This window comes from Enterobacter cloacae complex sp. P18RS, assembly GCF_014982105.1.
Lineage (GTDB): Bacteria > Pseudomonadota > Gammaproteobacteria > Enterobacterales > Enterobacteriaceae > Enterobacter > Enterobacter hormaechei_C.
The window spans coordinates 68,216-91,167 of the sequence record NZ_JADCKV010000021.1; the positions used below are offsets into that span (position 1 = coordinate 68,216).

Genomic DNA, 22,952 nt, shown 5'->3' on the forward strand with positions numbered 1-22,952 from the left:
GGGGTCATCAAAAGCCCAGCGACTCCAGCAGGTCATCCACCTGTTCCTGAGAGGCGACAATCCCGGCGACGCTGGTATCAATCTGCGGGCCGTTCTTGAGATGGGCGTCACCGCTCTGTTCGATACCCGCGTCACGTTCGCGCATGTTTTCAACCAGCACGCTGATCAGCTCGGTTTCGACGGTCTGAATCACCTGCATCAGGCTTTGTAGCACCTGGCCGGTGAGATCCTGGAAGTCTTGCGCCATCATTATTTCGGTGAGCTGTTGGTTGGTTTGCTGAGCGGTGGCCGGCACGTCCAGCAGAAAGGTACGTGTCTCTTTCACCAGTTCTCGCGCCTCGTCAAGCGGCTGTGGCTCTTCAAACCAGGCGTCCCACCGTTCAGTAAGCTTACCGGCATTTTCACCTAATCTTTCCTGGAGCGGTCGTGCCACCTCGACGGCCGTCAGCGCGCGATCGGCGGCCTGAGACGTTTTGCCAACAACGTAGTTGAGACGGTCACGCGTGTTGGGGAACGCGTCCGCGACTTCTTTAATGGCCTGCTCCAGGCCAAGATTTGCCATACTGTCGCGCAGCAGCCGGGTTAATTGACCGATACGCAAAAAGAGATCCTTTGGCGGTTCCGCGATCTCGCCAGGCTGAGTGGTCATAGTATTCACCCGAGTTTTTCAAAAATTTTGCCAAGCTTTTCTTCCAGCGTGGCGGCAGTAAACGGTTTAACGATGTAACCGTTGGCACCCGCCTGCGCGGCGGCGATAATGTTTTCGCGCTTTGCTTCCGCAGTAACCATCAGTACCGGCAGCTTTGACATCGCCGGGTCGAGGCGAATGGTTTTCAGCAGCTCAAGGCCATCAAGGTTGGGCATATTCCAGTCGCTCACAACGAAATCAAACTCACCGGCGCGCAGCTTGTTCAGCGCGTCCTGGCCATCTTCCGCCTCTTCAATATTTGAATAGCCCAGATCCTGAAGCAGGTTACGTACGATACGTCTCATGGTGGCAAAATCGTCCACCACCAAAAAACGCAGGTTTTTATCCGACATGTGTGTTCTCTCCTGAACGTCGTGGTTTATGGCTGAAACTTTCCAGCAGACGCTGGCTAATTTTATTGAGATCGACGATTTCTCGGGCAGCGCCAAGGGCAATCGCTTCGCGAGGCATACCGAACACCACGCAGCTCGCTTCGCTCTGAGCGAGGGTAAACGCGCCCGACTCCCGCAACGCCAGCAACCCACGTGCGCCGTCGGCTCCCATTCCGGTAAGGATGGCGGCGCTGGCATGTGCGCCCACCAGCTGTGCAACGGAGTTAAAGAGAACGTCTACAGACGGGCGATGACGGTTGACGGGGGGCGCGTCGGTCAGCCTGACGGCGTACCCTTTTCCGTGACGGACGATCTCCATATGCTTGTCGCCGGGGGCGATCAATGCCGTACCCGGAAGTACCGGTTCGCCGTCATCCGCTTCATGCACCTTTATCTGGCAAAGTGAATCAAGACGCTGGGCGAAGGAGCGGGTAAATCCAGCAGGCATATGCTGGGCGATGACGATACCGGGGACGCTGGCTGGCAGCGGCGTTAATACCTGGCGCAGCGCCTCCGTCCCGCCGGTCGAGGAGCCAATCGCCACAATGCTTTGCGGATCCACGGTAATGCCCCGCAGTATCGGCGAGGCCACTTCAGCCTGACGTCCCAGTTTTGCCTTCGCGGCAATGCGGATCTTCTCTGCGACCTGCACACCCCACAGTTCCAGATTTCCGGCGATACGCTGATCGGGTTTGGCCAGAAAATCGACGGCGCCGTGTTCCAGCGCGGCCATTGTCGCCTTCGAGCCTCGGGTGGTCATCGAGGAGATCATCACCACCGGCATTGGACGAAGGCGCATCAAACGGGAGAGAAACTCCAGCCCATCCATTTTCGGCATGTCGATATCCAGCGTCGGCACGTCGGGATTCAACTGCTTAATCATCTCGCGTGCGATCAGCGGGTCTGGCGCGGTGCCGACCATCTCCATATCTGGCTGTTGATTGATCACTGCGCTCAGGATGTTGCGCATGAGCGCAGAATCATCAACTGTCAGCACCCGTATCCGTTTCACCGTAAGGCCTCCGTAAGTTCATACACCGACTGGCCGCGAAGCCTGAGTGGAATGTGCGGATGATTAAAATGTTCAGAGTGACCAACAAACAGCAGGCCGTCTGGCTTCAGCATGCGGGCAAAGCGCTCAAGCAGACGCTTCTGCGTCGGCGCATCGAAATAGATCATCACGTTGCGGCAAAAGATGGCGTCAAACGGTCCGGGCAGCGGCCAGCTGTTGTCCAGCAAATTGAGCCGCTGATAGTGAATAGCGGCCAGCAGTTCTGGCTTTACCTTCACCCGATCGCTGTTCTCACCCGAGCCGCGCAAAAAATAGTGGCGTTTTTGCACCAGGGTCAGCGAGTGTAGGTCGGACATGCGGTATACCCCTGCCTCCGCTTTGGCCAGCACCTCGGTATCGATGTCAGAGGCCCAGACGCGTGGCCCTCCCGTCGCGCTCCCCAGAGTCTCGTCCAGCGTCATGGCGATGGAGCAAGGTTCTTCCCCGGTGGAAGCGGCGGTACACCAGACGCGGTAGCCGTTGGGCCGCTGACGGGCGTGTTCTGCGAGCACCGGGAAGTGGTAGGTTTCGCGAAAGAAAGAGGTCAGATTGGTTGTCAGCGCGTTGACAAAGTTCTGCCATTCCGGATGCTCGCTGTGGGATTCCAGAATGCTGATGTACTCAAGAAATGTGTCAATCCCCAGCGCCCGTAGCCGCCGTGATAAACGATTAAAAATCATCTCTCGTTTTTGTGCGTTGACTACAATCCCGGCGCGGCGATAGATCAGTTGCCCAATACGCTGTAATTCAGAATCGGATAACGTAAGCTTATTTGGCGATAAGCGCACGGGAATGTCTTTAAATTCACTCATAGACAGGGCGAGGCCTTATACCGGGGTATTCATGATTTCCTGGTAGGCACTGAGCATTTTATTGCGCGCTTGCACACCGAAGCTAAAAGAAATTGAGGACTTCTGCATTGCCAGCATTACGTCATTTAATCCAATATCGCTACTGCCAGACATCCACTGCTGCGCCATTTCTTTCGCGTTAACCTGAGTTTCATTAATTTCATTGATACTGTTGAATAAAATGTCAGAGAACGACGGGGTGTTTTTCAGCGCGGCAGGCTGGTTTCGGCTCATGCCGGCTATTTGCTGTGACTGAGTGTTAATTTGATCGAGTACGCCACGCATTAAAGTTGCTGACATTGTTGACTTCCTGAATTAATAAGGGAAAAGCACACATTTATTACATATCTTTTAAACGTTGATAGTTTAACACGTAGGCAAAATGGCCATAAAATCCAATAAGCGAACATTACTTTAAGCTTATTTATCCTTAAAAAATCGGCCTTTCAGACGATAATGCCCGCCTGAAAATTTCTCTTAATTTGAAATCGTCGTTATCAGCCCTGCGATATCACAGGCGCTGACTCGCATTATTGTGCGTGCTATTTCTTACAGGATCACGGCATGAGTGCCACATTAAATGATTTAACGAATAATCCGGCTGACCGAATTAAATCGGCTCTGTCATGGCTTCGCGCCAGCCCGAAGCTATCGCTGGTCATTTGCGCCGCGGCTGCCGTATCGGTATTAATTGCGCTTATGTTCTGGGCAAAAGAGCCAGGCTATCGCGTGTTGTTTAGCAATATCAGTGATGAAGACGGTGGGGCCATTGTTGCCCAGCTGTCGCAGATGAATGTCCCTTACCGCATCGACGCGCCGGGTGGCGCTATTCTGGTTCCTGAAGGGCAGGTCCATGAAGTGCGTATGAAGCTGGCCCAACAGGGGTTGCCAAAAGGCGGCTCCGTAGGGTTTGAACTGCTGGATAAGGAAAAGTTTGGTATTAGCCAGTTTAGCGAACAGGTTAATTATCAGCGGGCGCTTGAGGGAGAGCTGGCGCGTACTATTGAAAACCTGGGGCCGATCAGATCGGCGCGCGTTCATCTTGCCACACCCAAGCAGACGATGTTTGTGCGTGAGCAAAAACAGCCAACGGCTTCCGTTACCGTCAACCTGATTCAGGGGCGTACCCTGGATGAAGGACAGGTCATTGCCATTACCCATCTGATTTCCAGCGCCGTGACGGGGCTGACGGCAGAAAATGTCACTATCGTCGATCAGCGGGGTGAGCTGCTCACCCAAAGTGGTTTGCGCGGCCTGCAAATGTCACAGCTGAAGTACACCAGTGAGATCGAAAGTGATTACCAGCAGCGCATCCAGCGAATCCTGGCGCCGCTGGTGGGCAGCAAAAATATTCGCGCCCAGGTCACGGCGCAGATTGATTTTACCCAGCAGGAGCATACGCAGGAGCAGTATCAGCCCAACGCCGATCCGCAAAAAATGGTGATTCGAAGCCGCCAGACGAGCCAGTCCGAGCAGGGTAATGGACGCGGCAATGGCGGCGTACCGGGCGCGCTGACGAATCAGCCGCCAGCGCCTGCCACTGCGCCACTTACGCAGCCGCTTAACAAGCCTGCCGCTCAAACCAGTACCGCTGGTACCGGAAATGACCGTTCACAGCCCTACAACAATCACAACGATGAGACCACCAATTTTGAGGTCGATCGCACGCTAACCCACATTAAAAATGCCATGGGGCGCATCGATCGTCTTTCAGTCGCGGTGGTGATAAACCATCTGCCGCAAGGCGCTGAGGGCAAGCCGGGTCCGCTGAGTGAGGCTGAACTGAACCGTATTAATGCTCTGGTTAAGGAGGCTGTCGGCTATACGGCCTCACGCGGCGATAGCGTCAATATTTTGAACTCGCCGTTTAACGGGGTTGAGGAAGAGGAACTCCCGCCATTCTGGAAACAGGATAAGTTTTATCAGTTGATGATGGCGATTGCGCGTTATCTGGTTATTGCGATTATCGCCTGGGTTATGTGGCGTAAGCTTGTTCATCCGGCCTGGATCCGCCATCAGGAAACCAGCCTGCGCCGCATGGAAATGGAAAAAGAGGCGCGTCAGGAAGAGCTGGCCGCCCGCAAGAAAGCGTCCGAAAAGGATGCGCGTGACCGCGCTCAGCAGCGTGTGGATACGGAACTTAACAGTCAGCAGCTGCGCGAACTGGCGGAACAAGAGCCGCGGGTTATTGCGCTGGTTATTCGTCAGTGGATGAATCAGGAGCTCAAATCATGAATGCCGCAGAGAAAAGCGCCATCGTTATGTTGACGCTGGGCGACGTCCTGGCCGCCGAAGTCTTTAAGCACCTAAACGCGCATGAGGTGAAGACCATCAGCAGTTCTATGGTCAACATGGCGGGGTTTACCCACGATCAAATGGCCTCCGTGCTGCGCGACTTTAAAAATGACTCAAGCGAGTATGCCGCGCTGAGCCTTAACACGAACGAGTATCTGCGCAGCGTGCTGGTCAAGGCGCTGGGTGAAGAGCGTGCGTCAACGCTGCTTGAGGATTTGCTGGATACCCACCAGGGTGGAAACGGGATCGAAACGCTCAACTTTATGGATCCGCTGGCGGTATTCGATCTGATTCGTGAAGAACACCCGCAAATTATCGCCACGATCCTGGTCCACTTAAAGCGTAACCAGGCGGCGGACGTCCTGAGCAAATTCGACGATCGTGAACGTAACGACATTATGCTGCGTATCGCCACCTTCGGCGGGGTTCAGCCCGCCGCGTTGCAGGAACTGACGGAGGTACTCAACGGCCTGCTCCACGGTCAGAATCTTAAGCGCAGCAAAATGGGTGGGGTGCGCCCGGCTGCGGAGATTTTAAACCTGATGAAATCCCAGCAGGAAGAGGCCGCCATTGAGGCGGTTCGCGATTTCGACAGTGAGCTGGCACAGAAAATTATCGACGAAATGTTCTTGTTCGAAAACCTGGTGGATGTCGAGGATCGCAGCATCCAGCGTCTGTTGCAGGAGGTGGAAAGTGAAACCCTTATCATCGCCCTCAAAGGAGCAGACGAAGCGCTGCGGGCCAAGTTCTTCCGTAACATGTCGCGCCGTCAGTCGGATCTGATGACCGAAGATCTGGCATCGCGCGGCCCGGTTCGTTTGTCACAGGTGGAAGCCGAGCAGAAGACTATTCTGAACATCGTTCGTCGCCTTGCGGAGACTGGGGAAATCATCATTGGAGGCAGCGACGATGCCTACGTTTGATGCCAATAGCGCCGCTCAGTGGCGCAGCTGGCAGCCTGAGGATCTGTTAAACGAAACGGTTGAAGTACCGTTGCAGACGCAGGATACCGGCCATTCTGACGCGCAGTTTAAGGCCGAGCTGGCACGCCTGCGTAAGCAGGCTGAGCAGCAGGGTATTGCTCAGGGATTGGCGCAAGGCAAAGAGGAAGGCCGTCGCGAAGGCTATGAGGCCGGGCTGAAGGAGGGGCGTGAGGCGGGTCTGGCGCAGGGGCTGGAACAGGCTCGTGACGAACGGCAGGCTTTACTGCTCCAGGCTGGAGAATGGGTGACGCAGTGCAAGCTTGCGCTTTCGAATCTCGATAGCCTTATTCCCGGACGTCTGGTTCAGCTGGCGCTGACGGCGGTACAGCAGCTGTACGGCACCCTGAGCGTGGCGGATAACCATGCTCTGCTTGCGCAGATCCGCCAGTTAATGAAGCAGGATACCCTGCTCAACGGCCCGACAGAACTGCATGTGAACCCGCAGGATCTGCCCATGGTCTCCCAGGCGATCGGTGAGACGCTCTCCTCAATGGGGTGGTCCTTACAAAGCGATCCCCAATTGGCCGCAGGGGGATGTCGTGTGGTCACGCCGGACGTGGAGTATGACGCCACCATGGAAACGCGCTGGCAGTCTCTCTGTCAGCTCGCCCGAGAGGAATTGTCCCAATGAGCCAGCAGTTAAAAAACTGGCTCTCGGTCATGGATCGGGTGGAAGAGAAGCTCGGAGAGCTCCCGCGCTTTCGTCAGTACGGCAAGCTGACGCGTGCTACCGGGCTGGTGATGGAGGCCGTTGGCCTGAAGCTGCCGATAGGCGCGTTGTGCATTGTTGAACGTCAGACTGGGCAGGCTATTTTACCGGTCGAGTGTGAGGTGGTCGGGTTTAACGGTCAGACGCTCTATCTTATGCCGCTTGAACATGTTGACGGTATTCTTCCCGGCGCGCGCGCGTACGCGCCAGAGGCCGATAAGGGAGCGGGTAAACAGCTGCCGGTGGGGTTACACCTGCTGGGGCGCGTGCTTGACGCTCAGGGCCGCCCCCTGGATGGTCGTCCACCGGCGGGAAAACCCGTAGCCGGCCTGTTTACCCCCTCGTTTAACCCGCTTCACCGCGATCCCATCAAGTCCGTGCTCGATGTGGGCGTGAGGGCAATAAATGGCCTGCTGACGGTTGGCAGGGGACAGCGTATGGGCCTTTTTGCCGGCTCGGGCGTCGGTAAGTCGGTGCTGCTCGGCATGATGGCCCGTTTCACCACCGCCGACGTCATCGTCGTCGGGCTGATTGGCGAGCGCGGACGTGAAGTAAAAGATTTTATCGAGAACATTCTTGGCGAAGAGGGGCTCTCACGCGCGGTCGTGATCGCCGCACCTGCTGACGTCTCACCGATCCTGCGTATGCAGGGTGCGGTTTACGCCACCCGAATTGCTGAGGATTACCGCGATCGTGGGATGAATGTCCTGCTGATAATGGACTCTCTTACGCGCTATGCCATGGCGCAGCGTGAAGTGGCGCTGGCTATCGGTGAACCGCCGGCAACGAAAGGTTATCCACCGTCCGTCTTCGCGCGTCTGCCCGCACTGGTAGAGCGTGCGGGTAACGGTATGCGCGGCGGCGGATCGATAACCGCCTTTTATACGGTGCTGACCGAAGGGGACGATCAGCAGGATCCGATCGCCGATTCGGCGCGCGCGATCCTCGATGGCCATATCGTGCTTTCTCGTCGCCTGGCTGAGGCGGGCCATTATCCTGCTATTGATATTGAAGCCTCTATTAGCCGCGCGATGACGGAGCTAATTCCGCATGTCCAGTACCGCAAGGTTCAGCGTTTTAAGCAGCTGTTGTCGACCTACCAGCGTAACCGGGATCTGGTCAGCGTAGGCGCTTACGTGAAGGGCAGCGATCCGCTGCTCGATAGAGCGATAGACCAGTATCCTGCGCTGGAAGCCTTCCTGCATCAGGCAATACACGAGCGGAGCGGTTACGACGAGGCTATTGCCGCACTGAGCCAACTTTTCCCAGACATCGTTGAACAGGCGGGATAAAACGTGAAAGTGAATAATCCAATGGTCATGCTGCGTGATATGGCTCAGGAAAAGCTTACGGAGACCACTCGCGCCCTCGGCAGCGTCCAGCAGACGCTTATGGCAGCTGTGGCCCAGCATGAACAGCTTCAGCACTATGAGCGCGAGTACCAGCAATCTTTGCGTCAGGGCCTGCTGGGCAGCGGTATGTCGATGGCGGATCTGGTTAATCAACAGTCTTTCATTTTGTCACTTAACCAGGTGGTGAAGCAGCACGAATCACATGTTTCCACCTGCGAACAAGCCGTGGATCGGGTCAAAGAGAAGTGGCTACAGAAAAAGCAGCGCCTTAATGCGTTTGAGACGCTCATCGATCGCCGCGAAGCGGCACTGGCTATGGCACAGAGCCGCCAGGAGCAAAAAATGATGGACGAATTCGCCCAGCGTGCCGGACAGAAAAGAGAAAGGCTATGAATATTGATATTACGGCTCTGCTGTCCGGCGGAGCGCCGACGAGAGCAGGCAAAGGAAAACTCATCGGCGAGGATTTTGCTCTCACGCTCGACGACAGGTTGGCGCAGATGGGACTGTTGTTACCTGGGCTGGACGTTCCGGCGCAGCTGTTGAGTCATGAAGGATACCCTCTTCCGCAGCCGGTTTTGCCGCCGGTAGCTGAGCCGGGGGAGAGTGACGACACGCTGGCGGAGGTCAGAATCAGCACCTCTCCCGGTGATGAAAGCCCGCAGTGGCAGCTTCAGCAGATAGTCACCCGCCAGGCGAGGGGCGCTACAGAGGCTTCGACCCTTGCTGATGCGACTCTGCCACGTGAAGAGGTAGCTGGCGAAAAGGCGCCTTTAACGATCCCTGTTGACGATATTAAGCTGAAGCCCGCCCGACGCGAAGATACCCCTCTCCAGATGCAGGCACAGGCGTTAGGGGGGAAAGCCCCGGACGCCAGCGCCGTGATGCCAGGCTTAACGGCTCATCAGGGAGACGCATCGCAGCACGCTACGTGCGATCCCACGGTTCAGAGCGTCGTGATGGAGCCATCAACGGCGCGACTGGTCAGTCAGCCTGTCTCACAGCAGGTGGTCAACGTCCGTTATCCGCTGGAGTCGCCCGAATGGAAACAGTCGGTGAGCCAACATATTGCCCTGTTCAGCCGCGACAATTTGCACAATGCGGAGATCCGCCTGCATCCTCAGGAGCTGGGCTCATTGCATATCTCTTTGCGCGTGCAGCAGGACCAGGCGCAGATCCATATCGTCAGCGAACATGCCCAGGTGCGGCAGATGATGGAGACTGCTCTACCGCACCTGCGGGCGGCTTTAGCGGAAACCGGGCTTCAGTTGGGCCAGGCGAGCGTGAGCCCCGATCGACCACATACTGGCGGTGGCGAGCAGGGACGTCATCCTTCCGGAGAGCAGCATACCGCTCAAGGCGCAGATAATGTGTTCGTGGATGAAGACACTGTGGCGGAATTATTAACATCGACGCAAGGAAATATATACGGCATTAACACTTTTGCCTGAATTGCTGAATTGCCGACAGGAATGAAATTTTATCTCCTGATTATTCTGCTGATTAAATGGACTACAATGTCCGCCGTATTTATCGAGGGGCAGGTTGCTGCCTCTCTTATTTTATTGGGTTTACGTAATGGGTAACAAAAATAAAAATGCTGCGGCTCGCGGAGGGTCGCGCTCGCTTCTGTTAATACTAATGTTTCTGATTGCCCTCGCAGCCTGCGGTTTTTCAGGCTATCTGTTCTGGTCGATGAAATATGCACACGTGCAGACGGACAACAATTCGAGAAGTGAGCACGAAGCCCCGGCGGTACAGCAAGTTGAACCGTTATACGTGTCGATGAATACCTTTACCGTTAGCCTGACCCCGACGCAGCACGAGTCGGATCGCGTGCTCTACATTGGTCTGTCCGTACGACTTGGCGATACGTCGTCCGTACAGGTGCTTGAGAAATTCCTGCCGGAATATCGCAGCCGATTGTTTATGCTGCTTTCTCAGCAAACGTATGAAACGCTCTCAACGGATGAAGGTAAACGCCAGCTGATTAGCAACATCAATAATGAGCTTAAAAAACCGCTGGCGTTCAACAAAAAGATTAACGTCACTGACGTTTTGATTAATGAATTTATTCTGCGGTAAACACAATGGCTGATAGTTTTTTATCACAGGATGAGATCGATCGCCTGCTCAATGCTGATACGGAGAGTCCCGATGACCTCCATGGAAGCATGGGAGATGCGGGGATAAAACCTTACGATCCAAATACTCAGCGACGCGTGATTCGCGAGCGGCTTCATTCTCTGGAAATTATTAACGAACGCTTTGCCCGTCAGTTCAGGATGGGGCTATTTAACCTGCTGCGCCGCAGTTCAGATATTACGGCGGGAAATATCAAGATCCAGCCGTATCATGAGTTTGCCCGCAATTTACCGGTGCCAACTAACCTGAACCTGCTGCACCTTAATCCCCTGCGTGGGACCGCGCTGATGGCATTCTCCTCCGGTCTGGTATTTATGGCCGTGGATAACCTGTTCGGCGGAGACGGGCGTTTCCCGACGAAGGCAGACGGGCGGGAATTTACCCCGACCGAGCAGCGGGTGATCCACCGTATGCTGACAATGGCACGCGAGGCGTATGAGTTTGCCTGGGGCTCTATTTATAAAATTAAGACGGAATACATCCGTTCAGAGATACAGGTGAAATTTACCAATATTACCTCTTCACCAAACGATGTTGTTGTCACCACGCCTTTCTCCGTGGAAATCGGCTCGCATCGCGGGGAGTTCAATATTTGTATTCCCTTCAGCACGATAGAGCCTCTGCGTGAACTGTTAAGCAATCCGCCAATGGATAATTCGCGCCATGAGGATTCTGAGTGGCGCAGCATGCTGGCAAGCCAGATGCGTGAAACCGAGCTGGAGCTGGTGGCGCAATTTGCCGACATCAACACGCGGTTGTCAAACGTCATGAAGATGAAAAAAGGCGACATTATCCCACTGGATAAGCAGGAGTTTATAGAAGCGAACGTCGGCAGCGTGCCGGTATTTACCGCGAAATATGGCTCTGTAAATAATCAATATGCTCTGAAGGTCGATCGGATGAATCAGCCAGCATTAAAATCTTTCAATAAGGAGTGATTTCCCCATGAGCGACATGAATAACTCGTCGGGATCTGAAGATAAGTCTATGGACAATCTTTGGGGTGAGGCGCTGAACGAGCAGAACGCTGCGGGAAGTACAGAGCAAACGGCGGTTCCTCAGTTTTCTGAAGAGATGAACCTGATTCTGGATATCCCTGTCAAAATGACCGTTGAGCTGGGCCGCACAAAAATGACTATCAAGGAGCTGCTGCGCTTAAGCCAGGGCTCGGTGGTTTCGCTTGACGGTCTGGCGGGTGAGCCGCTTGATATTCTGATCAATGGTTACCTTATTGCCCAGGGCGAAGTGGTGGTCGTGTCCGATAAATTCGGGATTCGTATTACCGATATCATTACCCCATCCGAGCGAATGCATCGCCTGAGCCGCTAATGAACGCAGTACAACCTCCTTTTGCCGCAGGGAGCACGAACGTGCTCTCTGGCGGGGCAATCGCGCTATCGGTTATCGGTACGCTCATGCTCATTATTATGCTGATGGTACTGCTGGCGTGGATCGCTCGCCGCAGCGGGTTGGCGCGTTGCACCCGCGAAAGCCAGGCTGCGGTATCGCTGGTGGCAAGTAAACCTCTCGGCTCGCGCGAACGGCTGGTGGTGGTTGACGTGGGCGAACAGCGTCTGGTGCTGGGTGTTACCCCAACCCACATTAGCTGTCTTACCGTACAGGTTAGGCCAGAGGTGCCTGAGCAGGCGACTCCTTCAGCGGCTTTCCCCGCCATGCTGGATAACTTTCTTCATAAATACCGTTCGGGTGGTGAGCAAAAATGAACCGTCTGTTGATTGCCCGTGCTGCGACGGGCGTTGGTCTGCTGCTGCCCGTCGCCTCTGCGCTCGCCGCTAACGGCGACATTACGCTGGCCAGTTCGCCGGGGAGCGCTGGCTGGACGCTACCCATCCAGACGCTATTGTTGCTCAGTGGATTCACGTTCATCCCTGCGGTACTGCTGATGATGACTGGCTTTACGCGTATCGTTATTGTGCTGGGATTGATGCGCAACGCGCTTGGTACGCCGACCGCACCGCCAAATCAGGTATTAGTGGGACTGGCCCTGTTTTTGACCTTTTTTGTGATGTCGCCAGTGCTCAACCAGATCCATGAACAGGCATGGCAGCCGTTGCAGGCCAATAAAATCACCATGGAAACGGCCCTGAAGGAAGGCGTAAAACCGCTGCGGGCCTTTATGCTTGAGCAGACGCGTGAAGCCGATCTGGCGATGTTTGCCCGCATTGCTAAAACGCCGACCCTTACCGGCCCGGAGGACGTGCCGTTGAGTATTCTGGTGCCTTCCTTCGTCACCAGCGAGCTGAAAACCGCCTTCCAGATTGGTTTTACCATCTTTATTCCGTTTTTGATTATTGATTTGGTGGTGGCCAGCATTCTGATGGCGCTGGGGATGATGATGGTTCCGCCAGCGACAATTGCGCTGCCTTTTAAGCTGATGCTGTTCGTACTCGTGGATGGCTGGCAGCTGCTGGTCGGTTCGCTTGCACAAAGCTTTTACTCATAGGAGCCTGATATGACCCCCGAAAGCGTCATGGTATTGGGCATGGAAGCTATCAAGGTTGGGCTAATGATTGCGGGGCCGCTGTTGCTGGTCGCGCTGGCAACCGGTCTGATTATCAGTATTCTTCAGGCCGCGACGCAGGTGAACGAAATGACCATGACCTTTATCCCTAAAATCCTGATGATCGTGGGTGTCGGCGTACTGCTCGGTCCGTGGATGATGAAAATCTTTATTGAATACACGCGCATGTTGTTCGCCAGCATTCCTTACGCCATCGGCTAATGATTTTTAATCTTCCCCTTGAGCAGCTTTACGCCCTGATAAGCCATTACTTTTTGGTCATGGTGCGTATCTCGGCGCTTCTGCATGTTGCGCCAGTATTTAGCGAAAAAGCGATAAGCGCCCGCCTGCGTGCGGCATTGGCCTTAACCCTCGCGCTGCTGCTGGGCGGGCTGGTTTCTGACGCGGATATAGGACTTTACTCCTGGGCGGGCGTCTGGACGATGGCTAAGCAGGTGCTCATCGGCGCCGCGATGGGGCTGACGATGCAACTGCTGTTTGCCGCCGTTCGCCTGGCGGGCGAGATCATTGGGATGCAGATGGGACTCTCGTTTGCCACCTTCTTCGACCCGGGCAGCGGTAACAGCCCGGTGATCGCTCGCCTGCTAAACATGCTGGCGATGCTGCTCTTTCTGGTGTTTAACGGCCATCTGTGGTTGCTTTCGCTGCTTGCAGAGACATTCGAGGCTCTCCCCATTAACTCAGAACCGCTGCATGCTGGGGGGATGTTTTACCTCGTTAATCATGCCGGACTCATCTTCAGTCAGGGACTGATCCTGGGCCTCCCGGTGATAGCCCTGCTGCTGAGCATAAACATGGTGCTTGCGCTGCTAAACCGACTTACCCCGCAACTCTCGATCTTTGTAGTAGGGTTCCCGCTCACGCTGACCTTTGGCATGCTGGCACTGTTGCTCATCGACGAAACGCTGGCTCCATTTTTTGAACGTCTTATGAGCCACGGCTTCGAGATCCTGAGCGGGTTACTACAGGCGCTGGTTTGAGGGCTTAATTCGTGCAGGCTATCCGTACTACCGTCTCCGTTCCCGATGCCAGGATGCTGTTTTCCAGCAAATAGAGGGAACTGGTGGAGGTTTCGCCGCTCTTAAGCTGCGGAAAAATATAATCCGTCACCTCTTTTTCGTTGCTTTGATCGCCGAGCCGACGGGCGTGGCTAAGCATCGTCAGATGCAGCAGGTTGCTGGAGAAGGACATGGTATAATTCACGCTGCGCTGTACGGGCGAAGCTTGCCCTACGCGTTTTCCGTCCTGAAAATGGCGGATGTTACCGATATAGGTCGTGTGTCCCTCATGAAGTCCATCGCGGTATGAGCGATAAATTCCTCGCGCCAGCGTCACGTTGTTTTCGTCCTTGATAGTGTAAAACGAGGCTGGGGCAAAGCACGTCTGTTTCAGCGGCGACGTGGCGATCGTGTACCCGATTGTTAACGCTAAACCTGTCATCAGGCCGCCAGCAAAGAGGATCTGCGGGCGTTTAATAAAGATGAAAATAGAACGATTCACAGTCATTCTTTTGCTCCTGAATGGGTTTTTGACAGGCAATAACTGCCTGATATTTATCTATCTTTCCCGTACCGGTAGTGATGTATAAAATTTTACCCGGTCTGTAATGGACGCGTCTTTCCAGCACATATTCGCTATAGGTGTGCAGCGTTGCCTGGATAAGTTCTGTTTGGCTTATTCGGTTTTTTTGCACCATCACGATATGGCCGGGGGGGATCCCTTCTCCCTGCCAGAGGATAAACTCGATACTCTGCGGGCTGGGGACAAACGCATTTTTGACGGACAAGGCAATAAGAATACCGATCAGCATGCCGCAGACCGCGAACGCAGCGCTTCGCAAAAGCCTTTTTCGACGAGGTGCTGGCGTAGCGGAGGGGGGAGAAGGCGTAACCTCCACCGGCATTTCAGGCGACTGTGGTGGGGGGAGGATCTCAACGCTTTCAGCCGAGGGTTCCGGCGGGCTCTCTTCACGAATAATCAGGCGATAGCCGCTTCGCGTTACGGCAACCAGCGCAATAGCATCCTGCATCTCTAGCGAGGCCAGCGCTCGTCGAAGCTTGTTCACCATAACGCGCACGCTATTATCCGTGACCTCAACGCCAGCGCTACGCCAGCCGATATCCATTAACTGTTCCTGAGACAAAATTTGTCCCTGCGCTTCCACCAGGGCGGCAAGGCAGAGGCAGGCGCTGGCAGGCAGCGTCACGCACTCGCCGTCGCGCGTTCGTGTTAGTAACCTCGTGTGTAAATCCAGCGTCACTAACGATCCAATCGCAATGTAATTGACCATAATATCTTGATACTTCGTAATGAAAGATAAGGTGAATTGAATGGGTATTTATGTTAATTGGGTAAAGTCTTTTCGTTAACAATGCGCAACAATTTCGGGCTACCTAAGGCTTATATCGCAACTATTCGCGGATCGCTAAAGGTAAATTTCAACGATATTAATGTTATTAATGCCGATGTTAAAAATGGCCAGGCCTCGGTTGGCGTATTTGTGTGATAAATAAAGTAAATGCCCTCCCATTTTGATGCGCATGCGGTGATTCCTCTCGCTGAACCTGGCGGCACGATAGCAGTGGGGTGACGCTTATATTCCTATTTTTCTGAGGCTTAGTACGTGAAGGGCAATGACTGACGGGCATTTGCTGACTGCTCAAGTTAGATAAGCTAAACGCTTAAAAATGTATAAGTAACAGGAGGGAATTTCTCCTTTTGCACGCTGTGCAGCGAAAACGATTTTAACATTAAATATCGGCAGTCGCTATAAATGAGTTGGTTAATTTTATCTCACTGGTCATATCATTTAAACAATGTTGAGAAGAGCTGTTTAGCGGAAGGTTGCGTTCATAATAAATAAACGAGATGCGTTCGTTCTTTCATTTCGTATTCAATGGCACTTTACGCATGCTATTTATGGTCGATTACCGATCGTCTCCAAATAGGGTAAACGCGTTTTTATATTGTTTTGCGAGACCTTTTTAACCATATTATTTGTAATGTTTTTGGTTGGTTGTGACTTGCCTGACAGACGGTCAGGGCAGGGGAGAAGGATTGAGGACGATTAGCGAGGTTCAAAACGAAAAAAGCCCTCCGACAGGGAGGGCTAACGCGCAATAAATACGCGTAAAATGTTGAGGCTTTTCGGGATTAGCGCAGCAGGCTCAGAACGTTCTGAGGTACCTGGTTAGCCTGGCTCAGAACGGATACGCCGGCCTGTTGCAGGATGTTAGAACGGCTCATTGCGGACACTTCCACGGAGAAGTCAGCATCCTGGATACGGGAGCGGGCTTCGGTGGTGTTGATAACAGTGGTGTTCAGGTTCGCGATGATAGAGCTGAAACGGTTCTGAATCGCACCCAGGTCAGCCTGGAAGTTAGTCACTTCAGTCAGGGCTGCATCCAGGTTACCCAGCAGGTCGTCGGCTGCGGCAGCGTTAGCGGCGGTGTTGATGAACGCGGAGTTCGCTGCGCCTGCATCCGCAACGGTAGGGGCAGTTGCGTTATCTGCGAAGGTCAGCTCTTTCACCACGGTGTTACCGCTTGCGTCGGTGCTCTGCGCGAAGTATTTGGTGTTTGCACCGTCTTTCACGGAGAACAGCTGCATGTTGCTGTCAGCAGCGTCAGCGCCAAAGGCCGCGTTGGAGATCTCGTCCAGTTTAGCCTGATCCAGCGTCACTTCAGAACCATCCTGAGCTTTGAAGGTCGCGCCTTCTTTCAGCTTAGTGGCATCGCTCAGCGTAGATGGACCGTTCAACAGGATATCGGCATCCAGCGCGTTGACTTCCGTTACGTTAGCGGCAGTGACGGCGTCGATTTGAGCAGTAGTACCGGAACCATCATCCTTGAAGGTCATTGCGGCTGTATCAAGTTTAAACATCTTTTCGTTCACGGTGTCGTAGGCGAACACTTCACCGCCAGTGCTGTAAACTTCAACATCCGCAGCAGCACCTGCGCCAATTGCGGTTGCCAGCGCAGCGCCATCATCAGCTTCGTTGTATTTCCACATACCAGTAGCACCGGTATCGATACCCATGTCATCACCATCAGCCTTAAGGTCAGCTTTCTTGGTGTACTGGCTGGTGGCGCCCGCAGAGCCGGCAATTTTATCGAATGCAGCAGTGAAGCCGTCCAGACCCAGAGAGTCGATGTCCAGTTTCTTCAGATCGATGTCGATGGTCTGGCCATCTTTGTCGCCAATCTGGATGGTCAGTTTATCTTTGGAGCCATCGAGAACGTTAACGCCGTTGAAGTTGGTGGTTTCAGAAATACGTTTGATTTCGTCCAGACGTGCAGAGATCTCTTTTTTAATGGAGTCACGGTCGTCAGAGGAGTTAGTACCGTTTTTTGCCTGAACGGTCAGTTCACGGATACGCTGTAAGTTCTCGGTTACTTCTTCCAGCGCGCCCTCGGTGGTCTGCGCCAGGGAGATACCATCGTTGGCGTTACGTGCTGCCTGGGTCAGGCCGCGGATAGAAGAGGTGAAGCGGTTAGAGATCGCCATACCTGCTGCATCGTCTTTCGCACTGTTGATACGCAGACCGGAAGAGAGACGCTGAATTGCAGTACCCAGAGAAGTCTGAGATTTGTTCAGGTTGTTCTGAGCCATCAAGCTCAATGCGTTAGTATTAATGACCTGGGCCATATCAATATCCTTTTAAATAAAGTAACGACGGCATTCGCCAGTTAAATATGCGATGTCTGTTGCGCATACTGAATTAATCGGATGAAAAAGAAATGACTAAATTATTTTTTCATAATTTTTTATATTCCAGGAAAAGCATTCACAAGTGATGGCAATTCTCCCGATTACCACAGTCAATAGCCTGATAAGCGTGTAAGAGTGTATTAATGTGGTGGTTTCGTTGTCGCCTGAACTGTAAAAAATTAAACTTTATGGCCGAAACCCCGATGATATCGCTATATCTATCTTCACTGTAACAGGAATACAAATCATGGCTTCGTTCTCTATGTCAGGCCTCGGCGGCTCCGGGTTAGATATTGAAAGTATGATTTCGCAGCTCCAGGTAGCTGAGAATAAAAAATTAAACCCCTATTTGCAGAAGCAGAGCAATTATGAAGGACAAACTTCCTCCTGGGGTAAAATCTCCAGCAGTCTGGATGCGGTGAAAACGGCGCTGAAAAAACTGGAGGATGAAGGGTTCAACGGGGTCAGCATTGGCACCAACAAGGCATTTAACGCAACGGCAGGTAAGGGAGCGATCCCGAATAGTTACTCGGTCCAGGTTGAGCAGCTAGCAAAAGCCAATAAAGTGGGGACGGCACCGCAAAATGCGAACGACACCCAGCTGGGTGACGGCGCCGGTCCGCGTACGGTGACCATCACCGCAGGCAAAGGCAAGCCGATGGAGGTGGAGCTGAAAGATGATGAAACCTCTCTGGTACAGATTGCTAAAAAAATTAATGCTAAAAATGGCGATGTTACCGCGACGGTAATGCCTGCCGAAGATGGCAAATATCAGCTGGTCGTGACGTCGAAAAAGACCGGCGAAGATGGCGAAATTAGCATCAGCGTAAGCGGCGACAGTAAGCTGGCAAAAGTGCTGGATTACGACCCGGCAGTCACGCCGGGGGCAGATAATGCCCGGGAGATTACGCCGGCGCAGAATGCCATTGTCTACGTTGATGGTACGAAGATTGAACGCAGCTCCAATACCATTTCTGACGCCATTGACGGGATCACCCTCGATCTGCGCGAGGTCTCAGAAAAAGATCCTGACGACGCATCAAAACTGAAATCAGAAACACTGTCGATCACCGCCGATACCTCTAAGGTTAAAAGCCTGATTGAAGAGTTTGTGAATGTCTATAACGCCTATCTTAGCGCGGCATCCAGCGCCAGTGCATACAACGAACCGGAAAAGACGACCGGCGATGAACTGCCGCAGGCCAATGCGTCAAACGGCGCGCTTTTCGGTGACGGTACCCTGCGCCGTTTGACCAGCCAGATGAAGTCCGCTGTCGCCGGGAGCTATGGCGATGCCGACGATCTGTACAAATCTCTGGGTGCGCTCGGTATTGAGGTGAAGTTCAACGAAACCAAACCCGGCGAGGAGCGTACCGGGACCCTGGGCATACTCACCATCGACAATAAAAAGCTCGACGAAGCGCTGAAGAAAAATCCAAAGGAAGTGGAAGCTCTGTTTTTAGGCACCGGCTCAACGGGCGGGATCAAGGATCGCATGGAGGAGGTGTTCACCACCTATCTGGGCGATAACGATTCGATCCCGAAGGTTGAAGGGGCGATCTCCACCGCTCTCAAGGGGGTAAAGGAACAAAATACCCGCGTTGAAAAACAGATAGCCCGCATGCAGGAACGCATTCAGGACAGCCTTGACCGCAGCCGTAAGGAATTCCAGCGTCTCGACCAGGCCCTGACGCAAATGAACAGTACGAGCCAGCAGCTTCAGTCCGCGCTGCTTGGGATCATGGGTTAAACTTAACGCATCCGGGCAGGCCAACTGCCCGGCAGGAACCGAAGATGTACACCAAAACGGGCAACAGCGCCTATTCCTCCGTCTCTCTGGACAGCCAGATTGCTGGCGCCACCCCGCACCAGCTCATCGTTTTGCTCTACGACGGAGCAATCAATGCCATGCGTCGCGCCGAGATCTACTTCCAGTCTGGAAACATCGCTCGCCGGGGTGAGATGATCTCCCGTGCAATCAACATTATTGATAATGGCCTGCGCGCCGGGCTTAACCATGAGGTTGGGGGACAGATTGCCGCCGATCTGGAGCGACTGTACGAGTATATTTCGCGCTCTCTGCTGGAAGCGAACCTTAATAAGTCCGGGGAAATGCTCCCGCATCTTATCTCACTGATGGTGGATATGGCCGAGACGTGGAAAGCCATCGACCCACAGGCGCGTCAGGTGAAGCATGGCTGATAAACTCACGCGGCAAATCGCCCTGATGTTGCAGAGTAACGAACGTCTACAGCAGTTAGCAGACGAGGAGGCGTGGGAGTACTTTAACGAAGAGGTTGCAGCCTACGCCCGGGGTATGCAGGCGCTCTGTGAGTTCAATCTCTCGCCGCTTGCTGAAGACGCCCGCGCACAGCTTGCGCAGCTTCTTGCCCAGGACGAACGTCTGCGCCAGCGGATGTCTGTCCGGCTAGGTCATCTCAGCAATAACATTTCTGCTCTACTTAAATCAAACGCGTCTGCCCAGGCATACCACACTGTCTGACGCTCCCGCCCCTGAAGGCGGGAGCATGTCCCGCCTCAATCCCTCTGCAAGATGACGTTAGCGCGTAAAAAAAGCCCGCCATGGGCGAGCTCGGTTACGGGTAAGCAAGAGGCGAATCAGATGCTGATATTGTATTTACGACCCGCAGGTGCCTGGCTGGATTCCCCGGCGGGGCCGTAGAGCGTGTTGGCGTGACCCACGCGGTCTACCACCTTCTGCATATATTGATTCTTCTTCATATGGTTTTGCAGAAGCGTTTCGACCTGCGCGTTCAGCGTTTTGGTGCTTTGCACCCGTTCTCTGATCAGCTTCCAGCTGGTGAACAGCCTGCTGTGATGGTGATAGGGCGCCTGAAGGGCGGAAAGCTGTTCCTGCTGGAGACGCATTTCATCATAGTACTGAATCGACGAAAGCAATTGGCTTTTATTATCCGATAATACCTGTAGCGAAACGGGATTTATTTGTACGCGGCTGAGCTGATTGACCTCTTCAATCATGATGGCTTCCAGCTCGTCCAGGGACGTTTTCATTTGCGTCAGTATCGGGTACAGCTTATCCATAATGTTAAAAAATCCTGCCGTTATTAATACTCAAAAATATGTCGCACCAGCGCCTGAGCAATTTTCTCTGGCTCGATAGTGAGTTCCCCGGAGGCCATTGCGGCACGGATTTTATCCACCCGTGCATAATCCACGTCACGGCTGTCATCGGTCTGAATTTTTTTTGTCAGCGCGCTCAGGGTCACTTCGGTTTTGTTTCCGCGCGCTTCGCCCGTCGCGACACTATTTTCCTGAGTAGTGCCGCGTGTACGCAGTTCCTGTCCGCCAGCCAGATTGCCAATCGGTGCGGTGGGTTGGGTGCTTTCGATGCTCATGTTTATCCTCGCCAGTAATCGTTACTGCTCTTGCCTATACACTAGTCTTCGGAAATACACGAAAAAACTAAAATTATTGTTCTAAAAAAATTGTCACGGCTCCGTCACGACCCACTTTTCCCGTAACGTTACGTCCACCCGTGGTTTTCACGCGCAGCGTATCGTCAACCGCAGCGTTGTTTAGCGCTTTGCCCTGGCTGCGGATAAAGAAACCCGGTCCCGACATGACCAGTTCTACCGTCTGCCCGGCGCGAAGACGCCACTGCTGGCGCAGCTGGTTTTGCAGCACCGGTTTGCCCGCGGAAAGGGGGCGCAAAAGGCGTTGGCCGACAATGTCCCTCGCCTCAAACATTAGACCAACGGGCAAATCGTCTATGCTGCCGGTCATGGGAGTAATATCGCCCTGCTGCACAATTTCCCCGCCCTTCAGACTATGACTGGCGACCCAGAAGGTTCCCTGGGCGCTAATGCTAAACGGCAGATAGAACTTACGCATGCCGCAGCGCGCCACTGCGGTGCGTTTGCCGGTGAGGCGGTCATCATGCCCGGCCAGGCTCAGGTCAGGATTTTCGCACACCGCTGATAGCTGTCCGGGCGAGGCCAGCAGCGTAACGGTACGAACGATATTGCCTGGATTTTCCGTGAGCTTAACCAGCGCCTCCAGTTTCTGCACTAATCGAAGTTTCGCCGTTGTCGCGGATGGCACGCTGGCATACAGCGGGCTCGCGAAAAGGAGCGTTACCAGCGTTACGCGTAATAATGGAAGCTTCATCTTGTTGCCTTATTGTAAAACCAGTAAAGTAAACGGGTATGCTTATTCTGACTAAATTATATACGTGATAGAAACGCTTTTATTGCGTTAAATAACGACACTTCTGCTGCCGTTTTCATGAATCAGTTCCGCATGTTTTAAATATCTATCTTAATTTCGCTAATAGCGCCTATTTCTGTCAGGTCTTTGCAGTGTGATATTTCATCAGCGCTGTCTACACTATCGCGGTTTATATAAAGCAAGGCAGAGGCCAGAGTGCATGATGAATAAACTTGACGATGCGTTTCGCTTCCAACAGCAAGCGTTAGGTCTGCTCTCGCGTCGGCAGGAAGTCCTGGCATCGAATATTGCGAATGCCGATACGCCAGGCTATCAGGCGCGAGATATTGATTTTTCTCAGCAACTTAAAAATGCGTTAGGGAATAAACCTGCATCAGGGCCTGTCACAATGGCTTTAACGTCCAGCAAGCATATGCAGGGTAAAAAAATGCCTTTTGATGATGCTCAGTTGCTATATCGCGTACCGGATCAACCAAGTGCTGATGGTAACACCGTGGATATGGACCGCGAGCGAGTTAATTTCGCGGATAACGCCATGAAATATCAATCGAGCCTGACATTCCTCGGTGCAGATATTAAGAAAATGATGACGGTAGTCAGTCAGGGGTAAATAAATGTCGTTATTTAGCGTATTTGATATTTCAGGCTCGGCGATGGCCGCGCAGTCAAAACGTCTCAACGTGAGTGCCAGCAATATGGCGAACGCAGACAGCGTTGCCGGACCGGACGGACAGCCTTACCGCGCCCGTCAGGTCATGTTTGAAGCGGACACCTCTGCCGGCCAGGGCATCGGCGGCGTCAGAGTCAGCGACGTAGTGGAAAGTACAGCGCCCGATCGCCTGGTCTATGAGCCCGGTAATCCGCTGGCGGACGAACAGGGATATGTACGTATGCCTAACGTCAACGTGGTCAATGAGATGGTCAATACCATTTCCGCCTCACGCAGTTATCAGGCAAATGTGGAGGTGATGAACTCCGCCAGGGCCCTGATGCAGAAAACCTTAACCCTCGGTCAGTAAGGCAGG

At 53.6% G+C, this 22,952-nt stretch carries 29 protein-coding genes; 18 read left to right on the forward strand and 11 right to left on the reverse strand.

What is annotated here, in order from left to right:
* Positions 1-7: 7 nt before the first annotated feature.
* Genes cheZ through fliE form a run of 5 tightly spaced genes read right to left on the reverse strand, consistent with a single transcriptional unit; the run spans position 8 to position 3,282 of the window.
* Positions 8-649 (reverse strand): protein phosphatase CheZ, encoded by a 642-nt coding sequence (cheZ, locus tag INF61_RS16735; RefSeq protein ID WP_015571624.1) that lies wholly within the window; start codon positions 647-649, stop codon positions 8-10.
* Positions 650-654: 5 nt separating this feature from the next.
* Positions 655-1,041, reverse strand: coding sequence for a chemotaxis response regulator CheY (gene cheY, locus INF61_RS16740; protein ID WP_015571623.1), 387 nt, complete (start codon positions 1,039-1,041; stop codon positions 655-657).
* Positions 1,031-2,092, reverse strand: coding sequence for a chemotaxis response regulator protein-glutamate methylesterase (locus tag INF61_RS16745; RefSeq protein WP_193547932.1), 1,062 nt, complete (start codon positions 2,090-2,092; stop codon positions 1,031-1,033). The genes cheY and INF61_RS16745 overlap by 11 nt, the downstream gene beginning before the upstream one ends.
* Positions 2,089-2,943 carry a CheR family methyltransferase gene (locus tag INF61_RS16750; RefSeq protein WP_015571622.1) on the reverse strand — a complete coding sequence of 285 codons (855 nt, stop codon included), beginning with the start codon at positions 2,941-2,943 and terminating at the stop codon, positions 2,089-2,091. The genes INF61_RS16745 and INF61_RS16750 overlap by 4 nt, the downstream gene beginning before the upstream one ends.
* 15 nt (positions 2,944-2,958) lie before the next feature.
* Positions 2,959-3,282 carry a flagellar hook-basal body complex protein FliE gene (gene fliE / locus INF61_RS16755; protein WP_193547933.1) on the reverse strand — a complete coding sequence of 108 codons (324 nt, stop codon included), beginning with the start codon at positions 3,280-3,282 and terminating at the stop codon, positions 2,959-2,961.
* 264 nt (positions 3,283-3,546) lie between these two features.
* On the opposite strand from fliE, the gene fliF reads away from it, so the two are divergent.
* From fliF to fliR, 13 genes are all read left to right on the forward strand, one after another.
* Positions 3,547-5,217 (forward strand): flagellar basal-body MS-ring/collar protein FliF, encoded by a 1,671-nt coding sequence (fliF, locus tag INF61_RS16760; RefSeq protein WP_193547934.1) that lies wholly within the window; start codon positions 3,547-3,549, stop codon positions 5,215-5,217.
* Positions 5,214-6,200, forward strand: a complete 987-nt coding sequence (gene fliG / locus INF61_RS16765) for a flagellar motor switch protein FliG (RefSeq protein WP_015571619.1) — start codon at positions 5,214-5,216, stop codon at positions 6,198-6,200. The genes fliF and fliG overlap by 4 nt, the downstream gene beginning before the upstream one ends.
* Positions 6,187-6,891, forward strand: a complete 705-nt coding sequence (locus INF61_RS16770; protein ID WP_017692817.1) for a flagellar assembly protein FliH — start codon at positions 6,187-6,189, stop codon at positions 6,889-6,891. The genes fliG and INF61_RS16770 overlap by 14 nt, the downstream gene beginning before the upstream one ends.
* The gene (gene fliI / locus INF61_RS16775) at positions 6,888-8,261 is read left to right on the forward strand and encodes a flagellar protein export ATPase FliI (RefSeq protein ID WP_033487535.1); all 1,374 of its coding nucleotides are present in this window, start codon (positions 6,888-6,890) and stop codon (positions 8,259-8,261) included. Before INF61_RS16770 ends, fliI begins: the two co-directional genes overlap by 4 nt.
* A gap of 21 nt (positions 8,262-8,282) precedes the next feature.
* Positions 8,283-8,714, forward strand: coding sequence for a flagellar export protein FliJ (gene fliJ / locus INF61_RS16780; protein ID WP_015571617.1), 432 nt, complete (start codon positions 8,283-8,285; stop codon positions 8,712-8,714).
* On the forward strand, positions 8,711-9,772 hold the full coding sequence (locus INF61_RS16785; protein WP_086524002.1) for a flagellar hook-length control protein FliK: 1,062 nt from the start codon (positions 8,711-8,713) through the stop codon (positions 9,770-9,772). The genes fliJ and INF61_RS16785 overlap by 4 nt, the downstream gene beginning before the upstream one ends.
* Positions 9,773-9,899: 127 nt before the next feature.
* Positions 9,900-10,406 carry a flagellar basal body-associated protein FliL gene (gene fliL, locus INF61_RS16790; RefSeq protein ID WP_032669358.1) on the forward strand — a complete coding sequence of 169 codons (507 nt, stop codon included), beginning with the start codon at positions 9,900-9,902 and terminating at the stop codon, positions 10,404-10,406.
* 5 nt (positions 10,407-10,411) lie between these two features.
* Positions 10,412-11,404, forward strand: coding sequence for a flagellar motor switch protein FliM (gene fliM / locus INF61_RS16795; RefSeq protein WP_015571613.1), 993 nt, complete (start codon positions 10,412-10,414; stop codon positions 11,402-11,404).
* A 7-nt stretch (positions 11,405-11,411) separates the two neighbouring features.
* The gene (gene fliN, locus INF61_RS16800) at positions 11,412-11,795 is read left to right on the forward strand and encodes a flagellar motor switch protein FliN (RefSeq protein WP_015571612.1); all 384 of its coding nucleotides are present in this window, start codon (positions 11,412-11,414) and stop codon (positions 11,793-11,795) included.
* Positions 11,795-12,190 (forward strand): flagellar biosynthetic protein FliO, encoded by a 396-nt coding sequence (gene fliO / locus INF61_RS16805; protein ID WP_015571611.1) that lies wholly within the window; start codon positions 11,795-11,797, stop codon positions 12,188-12,190. The genes fliN and fliO overlap by 1 nt, the downstream gene beginning before the upstream one ends.
* On the forward strand, positions 12,187-12,930 hold the full coding sequence (gene fliP, locus INF61_RS16810; protein WP_077580234.1) for a flagellar type III secretion system pore protein FliP: 744 nt from the start codon (positions 12,187-12,189) through the stop codon (positions 12,928-12,930). The genes fliO and fliP overlap by 4 nt, the downstream gene beginning before the upstream one ends.
* A gap of 9 nt (positions 12,931-12,939) precedes the next feature.
* Entirely contained in the window at positions 12,940-13,209 is a 270-nt protein-coding gene (gene fliQ / locus INF61_RS16815) for a flagellar biosynthesis protein FliQ (RefSeq protein ID WP_017692822.1), read from the forward strand.
* Positions 13,209-13,988: a flagellar biosynthetic protein FliR gene (gene fliR, locus INF61_RS16820; protein WP_017692823.1), complete on the forward strand. Its 780-nt coding sequence runs from the start codon at positions 13,209-13,211 to the stop codon at positions 13,986-13,988. Before fliQ ends, fliR begins: the two co-directional genes overlap by 1 nt.
* A gap of 4 nt (positions 13,989-13,992) precedes the next feature.
* Here the strand turns inward: fliR and INF61_RS16825 are convergent, their stop codons facing one another.
* The 3 genes from INF61_RS16825 to INF61_RS16835 all read right to left on the reverse strand — a co-directional run bounded on the left by INF61_RS16825 (position 13,993) and on the right by INF61_RS16835 (position 17,655).
* The gene (locus INF61_RS16825) at positions 13,993-14,514 is read right to left on the reverse strand and encodes a hypothetical protein (RefSeq protein WP_128771948.1); all 522 of its coding nucleotides are present in this window, start codon (positions 14,512-14,514) and stop codon (positions 13,993-13,995) included.
* On the reverse strand, positions 14,480-15,298 hold the full coding sequence (locus tag INF61_RS16830) for a transcriptional regulator (protein WP_039269992.1): 819 nt from the start codon (positions 15,296-15,298) through the stop codon (positions 14,480-14,482). Before INF61_RS16830 ends, INF61_RS16825 begins: the two co-directional genes overlap by 35 nt.
* An 863-nt stretch (positions 15,299-16,161) precedes the next feature.
* A complete protein-coding gene (locus INF61_RS16835) occupies positions 16,162-17,655 on the reverse strand; it encodes a flagellin (protein ID WP_032654678.1) in 1,494 nt (497 codons plus the stop codon).
* Between the two features lie 310 nt (positions 17,656-17,965).
* On the opposite strand from INF61_RS16835, the gene fliD reads away from it, so the two are divergent.
* The 3 genes from fliD to fliT are packed head-to-tail and all read left to right on the forward strand — an operon-like array spanning position 17,966 to position 20,221.
* Complete coding sequence (gene fliD, locus INF61_RS16840) at positions 17,966-19,468, forward strand: flagellar filament capping protein FliD (protein WP_017692826.1); 1,503 nt, start codon at positions 17,966-17,968, stop codon at positions 19,466-19,468.
* A 44-nt stretch (positions 19,469-19,512) separates the two neighbouring features.
* Positions 19,513-19,920: a flagellar export chaperone FliS gene (gene fliS / locus INF61_RS16845; RefSeq protein ID WP_017692827.1), complete on the forward strand. Its 408-nt coding sequence runs from the start codon at positions 19,513-19,515 to the stop codon at positions 19,918-19,920.
* Complete coding sequence (gene fliT, locus INF61_RS16850) at positions 19,913-20,221, forward strand: flagellar protein FliT (RefSeq protein WP_015571604.1); 309 nt, start codon at positions 19,913-19,915, stop codon at positions 20,219-20,221. Before fliS ends, fliT begins: the two co-directional genes overlap by 8 nt.
* A gap of 116 nt (positions 20,222-20,337) precedes the next feature.
* Here fliT and INF61_RS16855 read toward each other — a convergent pair whose 3' ends face one another.
* From INF61_RS16855 to flgA, 3 genes are all read right to left on the reverse strand, one after another.
* On the reverse strand, positions 20,338-20,781 hold the full coding sequence (locus INF61_RS16855) for a flagella synthesis protein FlgN (RefSeq protein WP_015571603.1): 444 nt from the start codon (positions 20,779-20,781) through the stop codon (positions 20,338-20,340).
* Between the two features lie 23 nt (positions 20,782-20,804).
* Positions 20,805-21,095, reverse strand: a complete 291-nt coding sequence (gene flgM, locus INF61_RS16860; protein ID WP_017692828.1) for a flagellar biosynthesis anti-sigma factor FlgM — start codon at positions 21,093-21,095, stop codon at positions 20,805-20,807.
* A gap of 73 nt (positions 21,096-21,168) precedes the next feature.
* Complete coding sequence (flgA, locus tag INF61_RS16865; RefSeq protein WP_015571601.1) at positions 21,169-21,867, reverse strand: flagellar basal body P-ring formation chaperone FlgA; 699 nt, start codon at positions 21,865-21,867, stop codon at positions 21,169-21,171.
* Positions 21,868-22,126: 259 nt separating this feature from the next.
* On the opposite strand from flgA, the gene flgB reads away from it, so the two are divergent.
* Positions 22,127-22,537 carry a flagellar basal body rod protein FlgB gene (flgB, locus tag INF61_RS16870; RefSeq protein ID WP_015571600.1) on the forward strand — a complete coding sequence of 137 codons (411 nt, stop codon included), beginning with the start codon at positions 22,127-22,129 and terminating at the stop codon, positions 22,535-22,537.
* Positions 22,538-22,541: 4 nt separating this feature from the next.
* Positions 22,542-22,946: a flagellar basal body rod protein FlgC gene (gene flgC / locus INF61_RS16875; protein WP_015571599.1), complete on the forward strand. Its 405-nt coding sequence runs from the start codon at positions 22,542-22,544 to the stop codon at positions 22,944-22,946.
* Positions 22,947-22,952 lie beyond the last annotated feature (6 nt).